We start from the raw sequence: 19,863 nt of genomic DNA, 5'->3' as shown, positions 1-19,863 counted from the left end.
CGGCGCCGGCTCGTGTTTGGACACCAAGTTTACAGGAACACCCTGAGGGTCATTCGGCAACGATATGCCCTCCTAGAGTGTCGGCGGCGACGCACGGCAGGTTCGTTCAGGGAATCAACGCGTGGAAATCGATCCCAAGAATGGCGACCACCGGCCACAAAACGATGGCCATAAGGGCTTCGACAACATTGCCCGGGATGTTCCACCCCACGAAATATCCGTGGGTGGCTGCAACCACCACACCGATAGCCAGATAAACAGCGCCGAAGATTCCCGATCGGCTGCGGACCATCCTGCGTCCGCCAAATGCACGGGCCATATCTACTGCTCCCCTTGAACGCCTTCCACGATGGAATGTGCGTTACTCCAATCATAAGCTGGCTTACTAATTGGCAGTGGATTGCATTCCGGTATCAGCCGACTGACCGTTGCGTTTGCGGAAGCTGGCCCTCATCCCGTCCACCAGCATGGCAACACCAGCGACACCGCACGCCAGGCCGATCGAGGCCAACACGTCAGTAAGCCAGTGGTATCCGAGGTAAAGGCGGCAAAATGCCACCGCCAGGATCCCGACGGCTGCAGTCGCCCACGTGGCCCAGACCACCTTGGCAGACGCAACGCTTGCCGAAAGCACGTAGGCCAGGACAAGCAGGAAGACACTGGTCCCCAGGGTGTGCCCCGATGGGAAGGAGAACGAGGCGTCAGGCCCCTGCAGGAAGTCCGCTGACGATGGGCGCGTCCTGCCGACGTCGTGCTTGACCACCTCTGACAAAACCGCAGCCAGCGCCATGGAGCCGAGCAGCAATCCCGGCCGCCAGAAGTCCCGCCGCCACACAGCCCACACAAGCGCAGTCAGCGCTGCTGTGACAGCCGTGGCGATCGGGGACGTCAGCGTGGCGAAGACCGAGAACAAAGCCGTCACCGCTCCACTTCGGAGAGCCACCACGGCATCATGGACGGGAACGTCGAGCAGGGCCAGGCCGGTTTGGGATGCCACAGCGGCGTACATGGCCCAGAACAGGACGTCACCGGCGACGAAGAGCCCTGCGGACACCACCAAGAGGCGACGGAGCGAGGCATTAGTCCGTCCGGCAAGGTCCGACCGCTCAGCGATACGGGGTATAGACGGCTCGGTGGAGACACGCTTCATCCGTCCAGTATTTCGCATGCGCCTACCCGCAGCCTCCACGGTTACTGGGAACCAGCTGGGCGCTGTTTCTGCGGATAGGGCAGCTCATGGTTGGCCAGCATATCCACGAACTGTGCGATCCTCCGTTGCCTCGTCTCAGGTTTCTTCGCGGAGTTGGTGCGGTAGATGATGGCATACCGGTTGGTGGAAGACAGCACATCGAACATCGCCTGCGCCTCGGGGACTGCGGCGATGGCGGCTTTCAAATCCTCAGGCAGATCCGAATCGGCTTGGCCTAAATAGGCCGCTTCCCAACGCCCGTCGGCCTTGGCTGCGTTTATCGCCGCCCTCCCGGCGTCGGTCATTCTTCCCTCTGCCTCCAGGCGCTCCACTATGCCGACGTTCCGCCGGGACCATGGGCTTTTGGGCCTGCGCGGCGTGGCCCGTTGGATGTAGCTCTCAGCATCGCGGGTCTTGACCTGCCCATCAATCCAACCGAAGCAGAGAGCCTCTTCAAGGAAGGCGTCGTAGTCCAGCTTCGTGACGTTTCCGCCTTTTTTGTGCAGCACCAGCCAGACTCCGGGGCTGCTGGCGTGGTTTTCTTCAAGCCAAGCTCGCCACTGGGCTGCGTCCTTTACCAAGAGTTCAGGCAGTTCGATGGCCATGGGTGCCATTCTGCTATATCCCCTCCGCCCGACGCTGCGGAGCCCGGCGAGCTACGCTGGCAGTATGTTGCGAGTCCGCCCTACCGTATTCGTGTCAGACCTCGAACCCTGGTCCGCATTCCTTGAGGGCCTGGGCATGATCCGGACGGTTGATGAGCCGGATCTTCGGGAGTTCGATGCCGGCGGCGGGCGCATTGCCCTCAGGCGCAGGCAGCTTCCCGGACAGGCTGAAGACGCGCTGAATGTGGTCTTCGGCGTCGAAGTAGGCGACCCGGCCGAGTTTGTGCGCCGCACTGTAGCGGATGGCACCAAGGCGGTAGTGGTCGACGGCGGCCGGGCGGCTGACGTGGCTGGCCGTGACGGCTTTATCTTCCGCGCGGACAAAGCCGCCCACGGCGCTGTCTGCGCCGACGCCGATCCGGACCTCACCGTCGTCGGGGTCTGGTTGACCACCGACCTTCAGCACGCAAGCCAGGACCTGAAGAACATCGGCGCCAGGCCCCATGCCGACGCAAGCGCAGGCGAAGCCGACACCGGCGCCGGCGCCGTCGAAAGCCCCATGCCGCAGGAAGCCTACTTCACCGCCAAGAACGGCGGCGTCCTGGCGGCCAGGGCAGGAACCATAAGCGGCGCTGAGGGCGAGACGGAAGCCGACGTTCCCGGCACAGGCGGACTGGAATTCGAATACCGCGGCGGCCTGGATCCCTTGCATGAGCGCCTCGCTGCCGCCGGGATCGAGGCACGCGCACTCTACGTTGGCGGTCCGGCACGCCGCCGGGCCCTGGAACTTCGCGGTCCCGGCGGGGTCAAAGTAATGGTCCGGGAGGCGTCGGGGCCTAGGCTTCCTGACGCGTGGAAGCTTCCATTTCCCCGCGACATAGTCGGCTGACCACCTCGGTAAGCATCGCCAGGCCCGTCCTTGCGCTGTAAGGGGTTGACCCTAACAGCCGGGACGCGGGTGATGCTGTAGAACTTAAGCATGAACGTGCGTACTCCTGACCCCTACTCAGGCTGGCTTTCAGAAGAAGACCTCTTCGAAGCCCGCGGCCGGCTTCCGATGGTCTACGTGGAGGCCGTCCCTGTGCGGCTTGATCCGCTGGGGTTCGTCAATGAGGTGGGAACCCTCCTGCAGGGTGAGCCTGACGGCAGCATGGTCCGTTCGTTCGTCTCCGGCCGGGTTCTGTACCGGGAGACCATCCGCGCGGCGCTGCTGCGGCACATGGAGAAGGACCTGGGCCCGCTCGCCTTCCCACAGCTACCCATCAGCCCGGTGCCGTTCACAGTGGCCGAGTACTTCCCCGCACCCTCGCAAACGGGTTTCACCGACGACCGCCAGCACGCCGTATCCCTGGTGTACGTGGTCCCTGTCACCGGTGAGTGCGACCCGCGACAGGATGCCTTGGAGCTTACGTGGATGACTCCGCAGGAGATTCTTAGCGATGACGTCCAGCGGGAATTCACAGGCGGCCGCGGCACGCTGGCACGCCAGGCCCTGGCCTTTGCAGGCGTGGGCTTCTAAGCCTCGGTTCGCAGCGCGCGCGGCCGGCATCCCCGATGTGGCCGGGTCCCCTTTATAGACTGTTGGGCGGACAGCACGTGAACCAAAGGACTCCGATGACCCACAGCCCAGCCGCCCAGGAATTTGTAGAAAAAGAGGCTGGAGCCTTGCGTGTCGGGGACCAAATCCTCCTTCCAGGAGGGAGCACGGCCCAGATCGGCAGCATTGACCTCGAGTCGGACGACTACGGCGCCCCCGCTCTGTTGGTGGTTTCAACGGACGACGGCGGACGCGTGAGTGTGGCTGTTGGGTCCCGTGTTAGTGTGGTGGACGTGCCGGCCTACTCCGCCTGGGACGACGCCAGTGTTACCGGCATCGATCCAGGTATCGCGGACTCCGCCAGCCCAGAGGTGACCACCGCGGAAGTCTCCGGACACGCAGGCCAGGCTTCCGCCGTCGTACCTCCCCTCCCGCCACTGCCTCCAGTACCGTCGGGGCCCTCGGAGGATGACTTTGCCCTAATCCCCGAGCCGTCCGGTACTCCCGAATCCGTCGTAGAGCAGGCTGCGGCGGCCCACCCCGGCAGGAACGGAGTCGGGCTCCTGAGCGAACGGCTCACCAAAGGCATCAACACAAAATCGGGAAGCTGCCTGCGGGACCTGAGCGACCTGGCCTATGAGCTGTATGTGGTGCTCAAGGATCCAAGCAACGCCATTTCCGTGGCGAATCTGCTCAATGTTCTGCCGTTCGATGGCAATCCGGGGCGCTGGACATCCATCGAGAGGTCCCTGTCCCTGTCCGCCTATATCGCACGCGAAGAAGGCCGCTCGGAACTGGCCGAACTGTACGAAAAGCTCCTCCGGGCCCCCGAAGCGGAAGAGACAGACCCATTCAAGGCGCGAATGAACGCCAAAGTACGTCAGCGTGCCCTCAACGAACCCAATCTGTACGACAAGGAAATCTTCCGGGCCATGGACAACTCCAACCACGAGGCCGAGCGGGAGTGGCGCATGCTGCGGCTGGAAGCCCTGCTCTTCCTTCGTGCCCACGGAGGTTCGGAGACCATTGCCGAGCCGGAACTCGTCCGCCGCATTGGCAACGAACTTGAAGCCGTGCGGGGCTAGCGCAACAAATTTCAAGCCTGTTCCGTTCGCTGCTTGGCGAGTAGATTCGGGGGCATGACGAACAATCTGAGCGTTGTGATCAATGCCGACGCGCAGCAAGTTTGGACCATGCTGCGTGAACCGTCGCTGGTGGCCGAGTGGCACGGGTGGGAAGCCGAGGACCTCCGCGACGAGATCAACGAGATCTACTTCAAAGGCACCGTAGTCGAGGACCCAAACCACACCAGCCTGACCGTAGACGGTGGTGATTCGTTCGAGCTTAAGACAGTGCCCACCGGAACCGAAGTATCCGTGACCAGGGCCGCCATGGACCACAACTCCGAGTGGGCCATGTGGGACGAGGACATCACCCAAGGTTGGCTGACTTTCCTTCACCAAATGCGGTTCGCCCTGGAACACCACCCGCACGGACATCGCCGCACGCTCTTTTTCCAGGCCACCGGGGGCGAAGGCTCCATCATCGACAAACTCGGTCTCAAGGAGCTGCCTAAGCCGGGCGAAGCCTACTCCGCTACCCTGGCAACGGGCGAGGAGATCTCCGGGAAGGTCTGGTATAAAACCAACCATCAGGTGGGCCTGACCGTAAAGTCTTATGCGGACCACAACGACGGCCTGCTAATCGTGGCCGACCAGCCGAAAATCGACGACGTCAGGCCCGACGGCGGCGCCATGGTCATCGCGTCCACATACGGCCTGGGCGCCCACGACTTCGACGCCATCCGCGAGCGCTGGGACGACTGGCGCGTGGCGAACTACCCCGAAGCCGCACCCGTGACCTGAGGCTGGTCGCGGCTGACATAGCTGGCACACTGGAAGCGTGCCAGCCGATTCGCTACGTCCCGATGCCTCTTCGCCCCGCGCTGCTAAGCTCCGCGCCTCTTCGCGCCGCACTCCTTCGCACCGCGCCAGCGGGGGTTTCAGGTTCGACGTCGGGACGCGCCTGAGCGAGTCCGTTCCGGCGTCGGCGTTCCCGGCTGGCGACGGGGAATTCCTCGGCCGGACCGGAACCATTTCCACGCCGCACGGCCAGATCCAGACGCCGGCGTTTATCGCCGTCGGGACCAAAGCCACAGTCAAGGCGGTCCTGCCGGAGGCGATGAAAGACCTCGGGGCGCAGGCACTGCTGGCGAACGCCTACCACCTGTACCTGCAGCCCGGCCCAGACATCCTGGACGAGGCCGGCGGCCTGGGCGCATTCATGAACTGGGGCGGGCCTACTTTCACCGATTCCGGCGGCTTCCAGGTGATGAGCCTCGGCTCGGGCTTCAAGAAGGTCATCGACATGAAGTCGGTGGATACTTCGGGGCCTGACGATGCCGTAGCCGCGGGTAAGGAGCGCCTGGCGCACGTGGACGAGGACGGGGTCTGGTTCACCTCGCACATCACGGGTGACCGGCACCGCTTCTCGCCCGAAATCTCCATGCAGGTGCAGCACAAAATCGGCGCTGACATCATGTTCGCCTTCGACGAGCTCACCACTCTGCACAATTCCAGGGCTTACCAAATCGAGGCCTTGGAACGGACGCGGAGATGGGCGGAGCGCTGCGTCGTTGAGCATCGGCGCCTCACCCTTGAACGCCCCGGGAAGCCGTATCAAGCATTGTTCGGTGTAATTCAGGGTGCTCAGTACGAGGACCTGCGGCGAAAGGCCTGCCGCGACCTGGGCGCCATGGAATTCGACGGCTTTGGGATCGGCGGTGCCCTGGAGAAGGAAAACCTCGGCACAATCGTTCGGTGGTGCAATGAGGAACTTCCCGAGGATAAGCCGAAGCACCTGCTGGGAATCTCCGAACCGGACGACATTTTCACGGCCATCGAGAACGGTGCAGACACGTTCGACTGCGTTTCCCCCACGCGCGTGGCCCGGAACTCGGCTTTCTACACACCCACCGGGCGGTACAACCTGGCGGGCGCCAAGTACAAGCGCGACTTCGGACCCCTGATGGAGGGCTGCGACTGCTACACGTGCGCCAACTATTCCCGGGCGTACATCCGGCACCTGTACAAGGCGCACGAAATCGTCTCGGCGACGCTGATTTCCATCCACAACGAGCGCTTCGTGGTGAAGATGGTGGACGACGCCCGGCTGGCAATCGAATCCGGGGAATTCTTCGAGTTCAAAGCGGACACCCTGGGGCGGTACTACGGCTGAGCTGGGGGCTACACCCGTGAAAGGTCCTCCTTGTCGTCGTCGCTGGAGGACGCCCGGGCCGCCGAAGCGGAGCCGAAGGCGCTGCCCTGCTCGTCGTCCAGGTGTGTTGCCTTCTTGTTTCTCAGGGCGAAGATGTAGACCAGCAAGGACAGCCCGATCGCGATAGTGACGTAGGTGAAGAACAGGTCCTCACGACCAGCTTTCTGGAACGCCGCGCCCACCAACGGAGTGGTGCCGCCGAACAGGGAGTTGGCGATCGCGTAGCCCAGGCCAACGCCAAGGGCGCGAATGGAGGCGGGGAAGAGCTCAGCCTTCACCAAGGCGTTGATGGAGGTGTAGCCACCGACAATGAGCAGCCCGCCCATCATGAGCAGGAACGCCATCACTGGATCCTTCGTGCCCGCCAGGACGGACAGCAACGGCCAAGTAAACAGGATGCCGAGGACACCGAACCACAGCAGCAGGGGCTTGCGGCCCACCTTGTCGGAGATCATGCCATAGACAGGCTGCAGCACCATAAAGATGAGCAGCGCCCAGAAGTTGATCTGGCTGGTGGTCTCCTTGGGGATACCGCTGGTGTTCTGCATAAAGGACAGGATGAAGTTGGTGTACGTGTAGAAAGCCATGGTGCCGCCCAGGGTCACACCGATGCACACCAACAGTGGCTTCCAGTACTTGGTGAAGAGGAGCTTGAGGCTGCCAGGTTGCGCTTCGCCGGCAGCAGGGGCCTTCGCGGCAGCCACCTGCTCCTGGGAGACGGTCTCTTCCATGGAGCGCCGCAGCCAAAGAACCACCAATGCCGCCACACCGCCGACGGCAAACGGTATGCGCCAGCCCCACTCGGTGAGGGCGTTCTTATCCAACAACTGCTGCAGGACCACAAGGACCAGCAGAGCGAGCATCTGTCCGCCAATCAGCGTGACGTACTGGAAGCTGGAGAAGAAGCCGCGTCGCTTGGCCGTGGCTGCCTCCGACATGTAGGTGGCACTGGTGCCGTATTCGCCACCGACGGAGAAACCTTGAAGAAGGCGAAGCAGGATCAGGATCACGAGCGCCCAGACACCAATCACGTCCTTGGTGGGCAGGATGGCAATAGCGAACGATCCCGCGGACATCATGGTCACGCTCAGGGTCAGCGCCGCCCTGCGGCCTTTTCGGTCTGCGAATCGGCCGAAGAACCAGCTGCCGATGGGGCGCATCAGGAAAGTCACCGCGAAAACGGCCATGGCTTCCAAGTTGCTCTGCAGCGGGTCCTTTGAGCTGAAGAAGTGGGACGCGAAGTACGCGGAAAATGCGGTGTAGATGTAGACGTCAAACCACTCCACGAGGTTGCCTGCGGAGCCTTTGAGGATGTTGCCCACGGCTTTGCGGGTTTGCGCCGCCTCGCTCACGGGCACGGTTTGTTGGGTGCTCATCGGTGAACCTTCCTGGTCGGCGCCGCCGTCGGCAGCCGGTCTTGCACTGGATTGCGAATTGTCCCCGGGCGGCTTATCGAGGCATCGTTGCTCACGCCTGCCTGAACTTCGGCAGGAACCCTGAAAGGGGGACACGAGCCAACTTATGCGTGATCCGGGGCACATCCAACGCCGTGGGGCATTTCCTAACACTTCCTTAGGAATTCGCTCGCCTTCCCCACGGAGGCAGAAACGGCTAGGAAGCGATAGTCTCCAAGGGGCTCCGCACCATCACGAGCGGTCAATAAGGCAGAGGATCCACGCAAATGCAAGTGCTAATCGTCGAAGACGACGATGCCATGGCATCGGCACTTGAAGCAGCCGTAGTCTCCGCCGGCCACAAGCCCCATAGGGTGGCCCGCGCAGCGGACGCCCTCCTGGTCCACAGGAATTACGAGGTCATCCTGCTGGATCTGGGACTTCCGGACATGGACGGACTCGAGCTGCTGAGGAAGCTTCGGCAGGTGACAGACTCCCCCATCCTCATCCTCACTGCCCGCGACGATGAGCGCAGTGTTGTCCTCGGACTGCGATCCGGAGCCGACGACTATCTGGTCAAGCCGGTCAAGCTCGTGGAACTCCTCGCACGGATCGAAGCGGTTACAAGAAGAATGGCCCGGGGTAGCACGCCAAGCCAGCCCCACAACATCCTGCTGGGCGAACTCGACGTCGACCTGGACCGCCGCGTCGCCGCCGTCGGTTCACGCGTGGTGCCTTTGACGGCGACCGAGTTCGACCTCCTGGCGCTCCTGGCCAAGAACGCCGGTTCGGTGGTGACGCGCGAACAGATCCTCGACGCACTTTGGGGCGATGCCTTTCTCGCCTCGTCACGCTCCCTGGACGTCCACCTAACGGGCCTTCGGTCCAAGCTCCAACTGCCCGGTTTCATTATCAACGTCCGCGGCGTTGGATACCGGATCGAAGCGGAACCGGCATGAGGACACAGTGAGGCTCCGCGTCCTGGGCATCCTAAGCCTGCTATCCGTCCTCATGGTGATCGCCGTCTCCAGCGCCATCCTGACCTCGGCCAGCCGCGAGCTCACCCAGGAGGTCCAGATCAACCGGGTTTCGGCGCTGAACAGGTTCGCCCAAGTGGCCTACGACTCTGCCCTCAGCGGCGACACCCAACAACTGCAAAGGGAAATGGACCGCTACTCCGCTCTATATGGCGAGGGCGTGTTGATCCGGCTCCAACAGGACACGCTCCGCTCCGGCGGACTCAGCGAGGACCAAAGCGAGGTTCGTGACGCCGTTTCGCGTGCAAGCCTCAACCTGAATGACACCACCCTCCCCGCCCTGGAACCTTTTGGCGCCGGCCCCGAGGTGCTTTCGCGTTCCTTCGGAACATCAAGCCAAGTGCTCGGCGAAGCTGTCCTGGAGGTCGATCTGGACGGGGCGCGGCAAAAACTCCGGGAGCGTTGGCTGTTTGTCGGGATCGGCGCGGTGGCCCTCTGGGCGATTCTGCTGTTTGCTGCTGCCCGCGTATCGGCATGGGTCCTGCGTCCTGTCCACCGGCTCAATTCGGCTGTGACGGAGCTTGAGGCCACAGGAAGGACGGCCCGGCTTCCAGAGGACGGTCCGCCGGAATTGCGGGAGCTCAGCCGTTCATTCACCGCCATGGCGCAGACCGTGAGTGCGAGTATCGAATCCCAGCGCCAGCTGATCGCCGACACCTCGCACGAGCTGCGCAACCCTATCGGGGCACTGAGGTTGAGGACTGACTTGCTGCAACTGGAACTCAACACCGAAAAGCAACGGACAGCGGCGGCCGGAGTCATCAAGGAACTTGAGCGTGTGGAGGACATCCTGGACGGCGTGCTTAGACTCGCCGCTGCAGAACATCGCGCGTCAGAGGGTGCCGCCCACAGCTCCATCGGAGCCGCATCCCGCCGGATTCAGGATCCAATCGACCCCTTTCCGCTGTTGCAGGAGGAAGTCGACCGGGCACGGCCAGCCGCGCAGCTTGCAGGCGTCAAATTGGAGCTGCAGGATCCGCCACAGCCGCCCATCCAGCTGCGATGCAACCCAAGCGAGTTGACGCACATGGTGGGCGAGCTGCTGGGCAACGCCATCAAGTATGCCCCCGGCGCCCATGTCAGCGTGGTGCTTCGTCGGCAGGCGGCTTCCGTCGCCGTTGAAGTGTCCGACGACGGTCCGGGCCTCCCAGCCGACGAGCGGGCCGTGGCCACCACCCGGTTTTGGCGGTCTCCCCAGCACCGGGACATTGCGGGCAACGGCTTGGGAATGACGATTGTGGATCGACTCGCAGGAGCCAACGGCGGCCGTTTGGATTTAGAGGAACGGTTGCCCCATGGGCTGACAGCCCGCCTCGAATTCCCCAGCCTGGATCCATCCAACACCGCCAAGGAAAGCGCAGATGGCTAGGCGTGACTCGATGCCGCGCGCGGTGTCCCTGCCCAAGGAGACCCACAGCTCCGCAAGCACCGCACGTAGGACCGCCCTCAAAGCAGGCCTGTCCGTTGCATTGTCAGCCAGCCTGGGTGGGTTGCTCATCTCCACGACATCAAGCTGCACCGCGGAACCCCGGCCCGGCAAAATCACGGTGGCTGGCGGCGAGACGGGTGGTTTCTACCTTGAATTTGCCACCCTGGTAGCAAAGTCGATGCAGCGCCACGGCGTCGCCGACACAGCTGAGCCGCTGGTGACTGGCGGGAGCCTGGAAAACATGGAGCGGCTTCTGGCAGGCGAGGCGACTTTCGCCGTCGCGCTCGCAGATGCAGCGGCCCAGAAGGCTGCCACCCAAACGCAGCCAGCTGGCGGCGGCGGCATTGTTGCCCTCGGCAGGGTGTACGAGAACTATGTCCATTGCGTCGTCCGGAAGGACAGCGGCATTCAGTCGTTCTCCAATCTGGCCGGAAAGACTGCGGCGATTGGCGAGGCGGGATCCGGAACGTCGCTGACAGCCCAGCGCATCGTGTCCGCTTCCGGACTCTCGGCTCCCATCGGCGAGCAGCCCATGAGGCAAGTGATCCTCGGCCTGAACCAAGGCCTCGCCGCCCTTCGCGACGGAGCCGTGGACGCCCTCTTCTGGTCCGGGGGTGTTCCCACGGCGGCGATTGCGGCGGCCAATCGGGAGCTCGGGCTGAGGTTTGTCGATCTGTCCGCCCTCATCGCAGCGACGAGGGCACGGTTCGGCGCGTACTACGACAGGGTCCTCATCCCCGAGGGCAGCTATGAGGGCTCGCCCGGAGTTTGGACGGTAGGCGTGGCGAACCTCCTCCTCTGCCGGGCTGACCTGGACGACCTCACGGTGCGGAAAACCGTGGAACTTCTGGTGAACCGGGCCGAAGAGCTCATCCCGAAATCGAGCCTGGGCGTGCAGTTCCTCAGCCCGGACACTCTCATCAACACCGCCGGCGTGCCGCTGCACCCGGCGGCAGCCGCCGCCTACCGGTCCCTGCACGGCTAAGCCGCCTGGCTGCTATAGCCACGAAGCCCGACGTCGGCACTCACAGTGAGTGCCGACGTCGGGCTTTTGCCTGCGGCCTTTAGAGGCTGAGGTTGCTTTTAGGACTCCGACTTATCCGCGGCGACGGCGTTGGTCAGGCCGATCAGGCCCTTCTCGAAATCCTTGCCCACCATCTTGTCCATGTTCATAAAGAGGGCGAAAACCCTGCCAAGGCCCTTGGTTTCCCCGGTCATGGTCCAGGTGACACGGGTACCGCCTGCTTCAGGGGTGAACGTGAAGACAGTGGGGTTGACCGCCTTCATCGGCTTGGTGAATCGAAGGTCAATGTTGATTTTGTTGGGTGACACGGCATCGTCAATGTGCATCGAGCCGGAGCCGGCCTTCTTGCCAGCCCACTCGTAGTGCGCTCCGACGCCTGAATCGTTGCCCGAGTACTTGCGCTGGAGCTTGGGGTCCACGTTCTCCCACGGTGACCAAGCGGTCCACTTGTGGAAATCGATGACCTGGCGGTACACATCCTCAGGCTTTGCCGGGATGAGGGCGTTGCGAGTTACAGAGAATGTTGACATGCCCTCAGTGTATGCACCGCACGGCATGTTTGGGAGGACTTACGAGCCGCTGTGCGCCGCCAGGAACTCGTACACTTCGGTCTCATCCACGCCCGGGAAGGCACCGGGCGGCAGGGCCGCGAGCAGGTGCGAGTTGGCGCGGGCGGACGGCCAGGCGTAGCCCGCCCACTGCGAAGCCAGGGACTCTGGAGGCCGGCGGCAGCACGACTCGTCCGGGCAGCGCGACTTGGAGCGTTCGGTGGTGTCCCGCCCTCGGAACCACTTCACGTGCTGGTACGGCACGCCGATGCTGAGTGAGTAATCCCCTGAGGAGTGCCTCTCGGTGCGCGCCGTGCACCAGTACGTTCCCACGGCTGTGTCCGTGTATTGGTTGTAGGCGCGGAACTTGTCCGGGACCTCGAACACCACGCGGGACGTCCAGTACCGGCAAACAGGCTGTCCCTCGATAGCGCCAGTGTGGTCCGCGGGGAAATTCACGCCGTCGTTTTCGTAGGCCTTGTGGATGATTCCGGACACGTGCACCTTCTGGAAGTGGCATGTGATGCCCAGATGCTCAGTGGCCAGGTTCGTGAATCGGTGCGCGGCCGTCTCGTAGGACACCGCGAAGGCATCCCGGATGTCCTCCACCGCGATTTCCTTTTCCGCCTTCGCTTCCTTCAGGTACGCCACGGTAGCGTGCTCAGGCATCAGGAGGGCCGCAGCAAAATAGTTCGTATAGACGCGCTGGCGGAGGAAGTCTGCGTAGTCCGTGGGGGTCTGGTGGCCCAAAACGTAGTGGCCTACGGCCTGAAGCAGCACGGCACGCGGGTCATGGTCTGCCCGATGTTGCTGGGTCAGGTAAATTCTGCGGTTCTTCAAGTCGGTCACGGACCGTGTGGAGTGCGGCAAATCGTTCACATGCTGCAGGCTGAACCCGAGGTGCTCGGCAATGTCGGCAGCCACGTGGTGGGATAGTGGACCGCTCGTGTGACCAACTGCTTTCAGGAGGTCCTGTGCCTGCCGCTCCAGGTCCTCGTAATAGTTGTTACGGGCACGCATCTCCGCCCGGAGTTCCGTGTTGGCGCGCCGAGCCTCCTCCGGGGTGGCGGCCTGCTGATCCAGGCGATGCTCCAGCTCCGCCTGCAGGCCCACAAGCGCCTCGAGCACATCCAGGGGAAGCCGCGAGCTGATGCGGACTTTTGGCAATCCGAGCGATTCATAGAGCGGACCCCGCTGCGCTCGTTCAAGCTCGATTTCCAGCGCCGCGCGCTTGCTGGGAGGCTCCGCCCCGAGCAGCTGATCGATGCTCACCCCGAGCGTTTTGGCCAAGCTTTGAAGCATGCCGAGCTTGGGCTCCCGCTTGCCGTTTTCGATCAAGGACAGCTGTGACGGAGCGGTCCCGACGGCGGCCCCCAGGGCGTCCAGCGTCATGCCTGACGCTTTGCGCAAGTGCCGCACACGGCGACCCAGGCTGATGACGTCCAGTTGCTCCTGTGGCTCCGGCGCAGAGGGCTTGGAGGGGCGGGTCCAGCTTGAAGGCGACATTTCTTGAGGATACGCGAAGAAATGCAAATATTTCCAGCATTTTCCCCTGTTGGAGGCCTTGCAGCCTGCTGAATAGTTGATTTCACGAAGAACGGCCTCCCGCCCAGATCAACGGTGATCCGGCGGGAGGCACACTGCACCAGCAGTAACCGAATAGGAAAAGTCGAAGGAGACCGCAATGACCGCAGCATTTGAGCCGACGCAGCCATCCGCGCAGGAAACAGCACAGGAGCAGGCCGCAGCACTGGAGCTCGAATGGGCTGCCAACCCGCGTTGGGAAGGCGTCACCCGTGATTACTCGGCCTCCGACGTCGTCCGCCTCCGCGGCCGCGTCTCCGAAGAACACACCTTGGCCCGCCGCGGCTCCGAGAAGCTCTGGAAGCAGCTGACCGAGGAGCACAAAGAAGGCAAGTACACCAACGCCCTGGGCGCCCTGACCGGCAACCAGGCGGTCCAGCAGGTCAAGGCCGGCCTCCGCGCCATCTACCTGTCCGGCTGGCAGGTGGCGGCCGATGCCAACCTTTCCGGCCACACTTACCCGGACCAGTCGCTGTACCCGGCAAACTCGGTTCCGCAGGTTGTCCGCCGCATCAACAACGCCCTGCTGCGCGCGGACCAGATCGAGTTCTCCGAGGGGATCCAGAGCGTCGAGGACTGGCTGGTCCCGATCGTCGCCGACGCCGAAGCCGGCTTCGGCGGCCCGCTCAACGCCTACGAACTCATGAAGTCCATGATCGCCGCAGGCGCCTCGGGCGTGCACTGGGAAGACCAGTTGGCCTCCGAAAAGAAGTGCGGCCACCTCGGCGGCAAAGTCCTCATCCCCACCCAGCAGCACATCCGGACGCTGAACGCGGCCCGTCTGGCTGCCGACGTCGCCGGTACTCCGTCGGTGATCATCGCCCGTACCGACGCGGAGGCAGCCACCCTCATCACGTCCGACGTCGACGAGCGCGACCGCGAGTTCATCACCGGCGAACGCACCGCCGAGGGCTTCTGCAAGGTCCGCAACGGCATCGAACCCTGCATCGCCCGCGCCAAGGCCTACGCCCCCTACTCCGACCTCATCTGGATGGAAACGGGCACCCCGGACCTCGAGCTCGCCAAGAAGTTCGCCGAGGCCGTCAAGGCAGAGTTCCCGGACCAGATGCTCTCCTACAACTGCTCGCCGTCCTTCAACTGGAAGAAGCACCTGGACGACGACACCATCGCCAAGTTCCAGCGCGAACTCGGCGCCATGGGCTTCACCTTCCAGTTCATCACCCTGGCTGGCTTCCACGCCCTGAACTACTCGATGTTCGACCTCGCCCACGGCTACGCCCGCACCGGCATGAGCGCCTACGTCGAGCTCCAGGAGAAGGAATTCGCCTCCGAGTCCCGCGGCTACACCGCAACCAAGCACCAGCGCGAAGTCGGCACCGGCTACTTCGACGACATCGCCACCGCGCTCAACCCGAACGCCAGCACCCTAGCCCTGGTGGGATCCACCGAAGAGGGCCAGTTCCACTAACCACTTCCGACGACGGCGGGCACCCACCCGCTCAACCCAACCCACGGCCGGGTCCAAAAACCCGCCATGTTGGGTCCGGCCTGCGGCCTCCACGTCCAAAGCGCAACACACGTTTTGGGTGCCGAACAAGGCAATCCTCCGTGTGCTATCCCCATCCCCGTCCTATGGCCTCGCAAAGCTCGGCCGAGGACGGGGACAGGGCCCCTTTACGCACACTTCCGGATCACCTTGTCCAGCGCACGGAGGGGCGCTTCGGATGCGGGGTCGATAGGCGCCCCACACGCAAGGCCGCAGGAGCCGGCGTCGCGGCAGCCTGCGTAAAGGGGCCCTGCGCCTACCGCCGGCCGAGCTCAGCGAGGCCCTCGCGGTGGGCGTGGGGATAGCAGGCAGAGCGGTGCCGGCCCGGAGGCCGGAGGTACGCACAACCTGGGCCACGCCGTCGTCGAACTTCCCTTCTTCTCTTTAAAGGAGAGATTTGAAATGAACAGCTTTACTGATAACTACACGATTAATGGCATCACTTTGACCGCGCAGCCTATTGCTCGGCAGGGGGAGGTTTTGACTCCGGATGCGCTGGAGTTTGTGGGTCGTCTGCACCGGGCTACTGTGGCTCGGCGGCAGGAGTTGATGGAGGCTCGGCATGCTCGCCGGGCTCGGATCAGCCAGGGTGAGGACCCGCGGTTCCTTAAGGAGACCGAGGCTATCCGCAACGATCCGTCCTGGCGTGTGGCGCCGCCTGCTCCTGGCTTGGAGGACCGGCGGGTGGAGATCACCGGGCCGGTGGACCGCAAGATGACCATCAACGCGCTGAACTCGGGCGCCAAAGTGTGGCTGGCGGACATGGAGGACTCGTCCACTCCGACGTGGCGGAATGTGGTCCAGGGGCAGCTGAACCTGACGGATGCGTTGGAGCGCCGGATCGACTTCACTACGGATGAGGGCAAGGAATATAAGCTGCGTCCTGCCGAGGAGTTGCCCACCATTGTGGTTCGTCCGCGGGGCTGGCACCTGCCGGAAAAGCACATGCTGATCGACGGGAAACCGATCGCCGGCGGCATTGTGGACTTCGGCTTGTTCTTCTTCCACAACGCCCGACGCCTGCTTGCACAGGGCAAAGGTCCGTACTTCTACCTGCCGAAGATTGAGAACCGGCTCGAGGCCCGGCTGTGGAACGACATCTTCGTCCTGGCCCAGGATCTGCTGGGCATTCCGCCGGGCACCATCCGCGCAACAGTACTGATCGAGACGATCACTGCCGCGTTCGAGATGGAGGAGATCCTCTATGAACTGCGGGACCACGCCTCCGGCCTGAACGCTGGCCGCTGGGATTACATCTTCTCCCTGATCAAGAACTTCCGCACCCGTGGCCCGCGTTTCGTCTTGCCGGACCGTGGCCAGGTGACCATGACCCAGCCGTTCATGCGTTCCTACACCGAGCAGTTGGTGCGGGCGTGCCACAAGCGCGGTGCCATGGCGATCGGCGGTATGGCAGCGGCTGTGCCAAACCGTAAGGACCCGGAAGCCAACGCCATCGCGTTCGAAAAGGTTCGCGCGGACAAGACCCGGGAGGCGAACGACGGCTTTGACGGTTCCTGGGTTGCGCACCCGGACCTGGTGCCTGTGGCTCGTGAAGTGTTCGACTCGGTGTTGGGCGACAAGCCAAACCAGCTGGACCGCACCCGTGAGGACGTGACCCCGGACGACCGCGCCCTGATCGATGTTGCCTCCACCATGGGCACCATCACCGAGGGCGGTATCCGGAACAATATCGAAGTTGGCATCCGCTACATTGAGTCCTGGCTGCGGGGCAACGGCGCGGTGGCCATCCACAACCTCATGGAAGACGCTGCCACGGCGGAAATCTCGCGGTCGCAGCTTTGGCAGTGGATCCGTGCCCACGCCATCACGGATCACGGCGAAATCATCACTCGTGAATGGGTCCAGGAAATGCTGGAGCAGGAATTCTCCCGGCTGGAACGCTTCGACGGAGACCGGTTCACCGACGCCCGGGCCATCTTCGAAGAAGTTGCCTTGGCCGAGGACTTCCCCACATTCCTGACCATTCCTGCCTACGCCCGTTTCCTCACCGAAGCCCGGGAAAAGGCAACCGCGGAAGAACTGGTCGCCGCCTAGGCATCCGCCCTTCCCGGAACCACAAACTCCGTACGCCGGACCGCCGCCACTCTTCGCAACAAGTGACCCCGAAGGCCGGGGAAGGCGGTCCGGCGTCGGCGCACCTTAATGAACACCACCGAGATGGCATTTAATTCCAATGTTTGTCGAAAACATAGGCATTAACTGCCATCTCGCGCGTTTGGTTAGGCTGCCCGGGACGCGCGGTTCACGGAAACCGTCGTGCAGAGTGCAAAGGTCAGCACCGAGCCAAGGATCACCAGCAGCGGCGCCGTCCAGCCGCCGGTCACCTCGTGGACAAATCCGACGGCGGTCGGGGCCACGGCAGCGAAGCAATACCCGAGCCCCTGGACCACGGCGGACATCCGCCCGGCCGACGCCTGGTCCCTGGCAAACTTGATGATCGCGATAAAGATGACGGTGATGCCGCCGCCCTGCGCGATGCCGCCTAACGAGGACCACAGCCACCACAGGCCGGGGACCGTGAGCAGGCCAACGGGGACCGTCAGCCACAGGGCGCTCAAGGTGACCGCCACCGTCGTCGTACTGGTGAAGCGGGCCAGCACCGGAACGCCGAGGCCGCCCAGGATCGCGAGGATCTGGAACAAGGATGACCCCGCCCCGGCAGCCGCCGCGCTCATGCCAAGCTCATCCGACAGGAAGCTCGGCAGCCACGCCGTCACGCCGTAATAGGAAATAGCCTGCCCGGCGAACCCGGCTGTGAGGCCGGCTGTGATCCAGGCACTCCGCCCCCTGCTGGCGCCAATGGTGCTTGTCGGGGCGGGATCGTCGGAACACGGGACAAACGCGCGGCGCAGCCCCATGGTCCTGACCCAGAACGCGACGGCGGCCACGGCCAGAATGCCGGCCGAGCCCAGCGCCAGCCGCCACCCAAGCCATTCGTTCAAGGGCGCGGTGGCCACGGACGTCAGGAACGAGCCGATGTTCAAGGCTGCCGTGTAGATCCCCATGGCCGTGCCCTGCCTCCGCGGCGAGAAATCGCGCCGAATGATGAGGGGAACGGCTATATTGCCCACGGTGATGGCGAGGCCGATCACCACAGTGCCGAGGAAAACTGCGGCACTGTCTCCCGCCGAGCGAACGACGACGCCGGTCAGCACCCCGAGCAGGGTCAGGCTGACGGCAACTTCCGGACCCAAGCGTCGGCTGGCGAGCGACGCCAGCGGTGATGCCAGAGAGAAGCACAGCACGGGAATGCCGGTGAGGAGTCCGAGTTCCGCGGTGGACATGCCGAGCTCCAGGTGGAGCGGCCCCACCACGGGAGCCACCGCCACGAACGGGGCACGCATGTTGAGCGCGATCAGTCCTATGCAGGCGAGGATCAGGGCGGCGGGTGGCAGTTTCGATGCGAAGCGGCCGTTCATGGACGCATACCGCTCATGGACGGGTGGGGCTAGAAAGCGATTTCATCCCTTCCATTGCTATCACGCCCCGCGGCGCTCAGCCGGTCGCCTGGAGCGTGGCTTCTATCACTGCCGGTGACAGCACGTGCTGTGTGACCATTTGGCTGGCCCCCAGAATCGCCGCCTTATTGCCCGCCAAGGACAGGCCAATGCGCAAATGCGAGGTGGCCAAGGGCAGGGAGCGCCGGTAGACCACCTCACGGATGCCGGCAACGAGGTGCTCGCCCGAATCGCCGATGCTGCCGCCGATCACAATCACAGACGGGTTCAGCAGGTTCACCACGGTGGCCAAGACGTCGCCGATGTCACGGCCCGCTTGGCGAAGTCCTTGAATGGCTTGCAGGTTTCCGGCCGAGACCAGGCGCCGCACATCTGCACCCGAGGACGCGTCCAGCCCCTGCTCACGGAGCTGTCGGGCGATGGCGGGCCCGGAGGCCATCGCCTCGAGGCAGCCGTAATTTCCACAGGTGCATAAAACGTCGTCTCCACGCGGAACTCGCACGTGGCCCAAGTCCCCGGCCGTGCCGTTCGCTCCGCGCTGCAACTCGCCGCTGCTGATGATGCCCGAGCCAATTCCCGTGGCAACTTTCACAAAAAAGAAGTTGTCATGCTCGGGCCAGTGCGCGGTCCGTTCCCCCAGAGCCATGATGTTCACGTCGTTGTCCACCAGCACAGGAACGGGCAATGACCGCTGAACATAACGGACCACATCGAAGCCGTCCCAGCCCGGCATGATCGGCGGTTTCACGGGAGTCCCTGTGTCGTGCTCCACCGGACCTGGCAATCCGATCCCGATGCCGGCCAGTTCATCCAGACTCCGGTCCGCGGCGGCCAGCAAGCGTTTGCCCTCGGCAACCAAGCGGTCCAGGACGGCCTCCGGCCCGTCGGCCACCTCCTGCTGCAGCCGGTGCTCGGCCAAAACCTTCCCGCCCAGATCGGTGACGGCCACATTCACGTGCGTCGCACCGACGTCGACGGCCAGCACCACCCGTGCGGAGGGGTTAAACGCAAAGCGCGACGGCGGCCTGCCGCCACTGGACACGGCCTCACCAGCCGGCCCCACCAGACCGGAAAGCATCAAAGCGTCAATCCGCGACGCAACGGTGGAACGAGCAAGGCCGGTGCTCAACGCCAACTCGGCACGCGTACGCGCCTTCCCGTCTCTCAGCAACTGGAAGAGGTCACCGGCGCGGGACAGGATGCCCGTGTCGGCGGCGTCTTTTCCGGGGGAGTTTCCGGTGGCTGGAGTCATGC

18 protein-coding genes are annotated in these 19,863 nt (G+C 63.7%); 10 read left to right on the top strand and 8 right to left on the bottom strand.

Annotated features, from left to right (window positions below):
- Positions 1–106 precede the first annotated feature (106 nt).
- The 3 genes from LD110_RS16385 to LD110_RS16375 form a co-directional block, all read right to left on the bottom strand.
- The gene (locus tag LD110_RS16385; RefSeq protein WP_225500009.1) at positions 107–319 is read right to left on the bottom strand and encodes a hypothetical protein; all 213 of its coding nucleotides are present in this window, start codon (positions 317–319) and stop codon (positions 107–109) included.
- A gap of 66 nt (positions 320–385) precedes the next feature.
- The gene (locus tag LD110_RS16380) at positions 386–1,150 is read right to left on the bottom strand and encodes a phosphatase PAP2 family protein (protein ID WP_225500007.1); all 765 of its coding nucleotides are present in this window, start codon (positions 1,148–1,150) and stop codon (positions 386–388) included.
- Positions 1,151–1,191: 41 nt separating this feature from the next.
- The gene (locus tag LD110_RS16375) at positions 1,192–1,794 is read right to left on the bottom strand and encodes a YdeI family protein (RefSeq protein WP_225500005.1); all 603 of its coding nucleotides are present in this window, start codon (positions 1,792–1,794) and stop codon (positions 1,192–1,194) included.
- A 64-nt stretch (positions 1,795–1,858) separates the two neighbouring features.
- On the opposite strand from LD110_RS16375, the gene LD110_RS16370 reads away from it, so the two are divergent.
- The 5 genes from LD110_RS16370 (at position 1,859) to tgt (ending at position 6,568) form a co-directional block, all read left to right on the top strand.
- The gene (locus LD110_RS16370) at positions 1,859–2,683 is read left to right on the top strand and encodes a VOC family protein (protein WP_225500004.1); all 825 of its coding nucleotides are present in this window, start codon (positions 1,859–1,861) and stop codon (positions 2,681–2,683) included.
- 90 nt (positions 2,684–2,773) lie between these two features.
- Positions 2,774–3,313 carry an NUDIX hydrolase family protein gene (locus LD110_RS16365; RefSeq protein ID WP_225500003.1) on the top strand — a complete coding sequence of 180 codons (540 nt, stop codon included), beginning with the start codon at positions 2,774–2,776 and terminating at the stop codon, positions 3,311–3,313.
- A 95-nt stretch (positions 3,314–3,408) separates the two neighbouring features.
- Entirely contained in the window at positions 3,409–4,416 is a 1,008-nt protein-coding gene (locus LD110_RS16360; protein WP_225500002.1) for a DUF6707 family protein, read from the top strand.
- Between the two features lie 54 nt (positions 4,417–4,470).
- Positions 4,471–5,196, top strand: a complete 726-nt coding sequence (locus tag LD110_RS16355) for an SRPBCC domain-containing protein (RefSeq protein WP_225500001.1) — start codon at positions 4,471–4,473, stop codon at positions 5,194–5,196.
- 160 nt (positions 5,197–5,356) lie between these two features.
- Positions 5,357–6,568 (top strand): tRNA guanosine(34) transglycosylase Tgt, encoded by a 1,212-nt coding sequence (tgt, locus tag LD110_RS16350; protein ID WP_225500293.1) that lies wholly within the window; start codon positions 5,357–5,359, stop codon positions 6,566–6,568.
- A gap of 8 nt (positions 6,569–6,576) precedes the next feature.
- On the opposite strand, the gene LD110_RS16345 is transcribed toward tgt, so the two are convergent.
- Positions 6,577–7,983 (bottom strand): MFS transporter, encoded by a 1,407-nt coding sequence (locus tag LD110_RS16345; RefSeq protein WP_225500000.1) that lies wholly within the window; start codon positions 7,981–7,983, stop codon positions 6,577–6,579.
- A gap of 305 nt (positions 7,984–8,288) precedes the next feature.
- Between LD110_RS16345 and LD110_RS16340 the strand changes: the two genes are divergently transcribed.
- From LD110_RS16340 to LD110_RS16330, 3 genes are read left to right on the top strand one after another with little or no spacing between them, the layout of a single operon-like run.
- Positions 8,289–8,960: a response regulator transcription factor gene (locus tag LD110_RS16340; RefSeq protein WP_225499999.1), complete on the top strand. Its 672-nt coding sequence runs from the start codon at positions 8,289–8,291 to the stop codon at positions 8,958–8,960.
- Positions 8,961–8,967: 7 nt separating this feature from the next.
- Positions 8,968–10,407, top strand: a complete 1,440-nt coding sequence (locus LD110_RS16335) for a HAMP domain-containing sensor histidine kinase (protein WP_225499997.1) — start codon at positions 8,968–8,970, stop codon at positions 10,405–10,407.
- Positions 10,400–11,452 carry a TAXI family TRAP transporter solute-binding subunit gene (locus tag LD110_RS16330; protein ID WP_225499995.1) on the top strand — a complete coding sequence of 351 codons (1,053 nt, stop codon included), beginning with the start codon at positions 10,400–10,402 and terminating at the stop codon, positions 11,450–11,452. Before LD110_RS16335 ends, LD110_RS16330 begins: the two co-directional genes overlap by 8 nt.
- Before the next feature lie 98 nt (positions 11,453–11,550).
- Here the strand turns inward: LD110_RS16330 and LD110_RS16325 are convergent, their stop codons facing one another.
- The gene (locus LD110_RS16325) at positions 11,551–12,021 is read right to left on the bottom strand and encodes an SRPBCC family protein (RefSeq protein WP_225499992.1); all 471 of its coding nucleotides are present in this window, start codon (positions 12,019–12,021) and stop codon (positions 11,551–11,553) included.
- Positions 12,022–12,060: 39 nt separating this feature from the next.
- A complete protein-coding gene (locus LD110_RS16320) occupies positions 12,061–13,572 on the bottom strand; it encodes a helix-turn-helix domain-containing protein (RefSeq protein WP_225499990.1) in 1,512 nt (503 codons plus the stop codon).
- Positions 13,573–13,723: 151 nt separating this feature from the next.
- Here LD110_RS16320 and aceA point away from each other — a divergent pair, with 151 nt between their 5' ends.
- Positions 13,724–15,052 (top strand): isocitrate lyase, encoded by a 1,329-nt coding sequence (gene aceA / locus LD110_RS16315; protein ID WP_225499988.1) that lies wholly within the window; start codon positions 13,724–13,726, stop codon positions 15,050–15,052.
- A 480-nt stretch (positions 15,053–15,532) separates the two neighbouring features.
- Entirely contained in the window at positions 15,533–17,185 is a 1,653-nt protein-coding gene (aceB, locus tag LD110_RS16310) for a malate synthase A (RefSeq protein ID WP_225499985.1), read from the top strand.
- A gap of 185 nt (positions 17,186–17,370) precedes the next feature.
- Here the strand turns inward: aceB and LD110_RS16305 are convergent, their stop codons facing one another.
- Positions 17,371–18,570 (bottom strand): CynX/NimT family MFS transporter, encoded by a 1,200-nt coding sequence (locus LD110_RS16305; RefSeq protein ID WP_225499983.1) that lies wholly within the window; start codon positions 18,568–18,570, stop codon positions 17,371–17,373.
- Positions 18,571–18,646: 76 nt separating this feature from the next.
- Entirely contained in the window at positions 18,647–19,861 is a 1,215-nt protein-coding gene (locus LD110_RS16300; protein WP_225499976.1) for an ROK family transcriptional regulator, read from the bottom strand.
- Between the last annotated feature and the right edge of the window lie 2 nt (positions 19,862–19,863).

Source organism: Arthrobacter sp. M4 (assembly GCF_020251205.1).
Lineage (GTDB): Bacteria > Actinomycetota > Actinomycetes > Actinomycetales > Micrococcaceae > Arthrobacter.
This window is presented reverse-complemented; position numbering and strand designations above follow the sequence as displayed.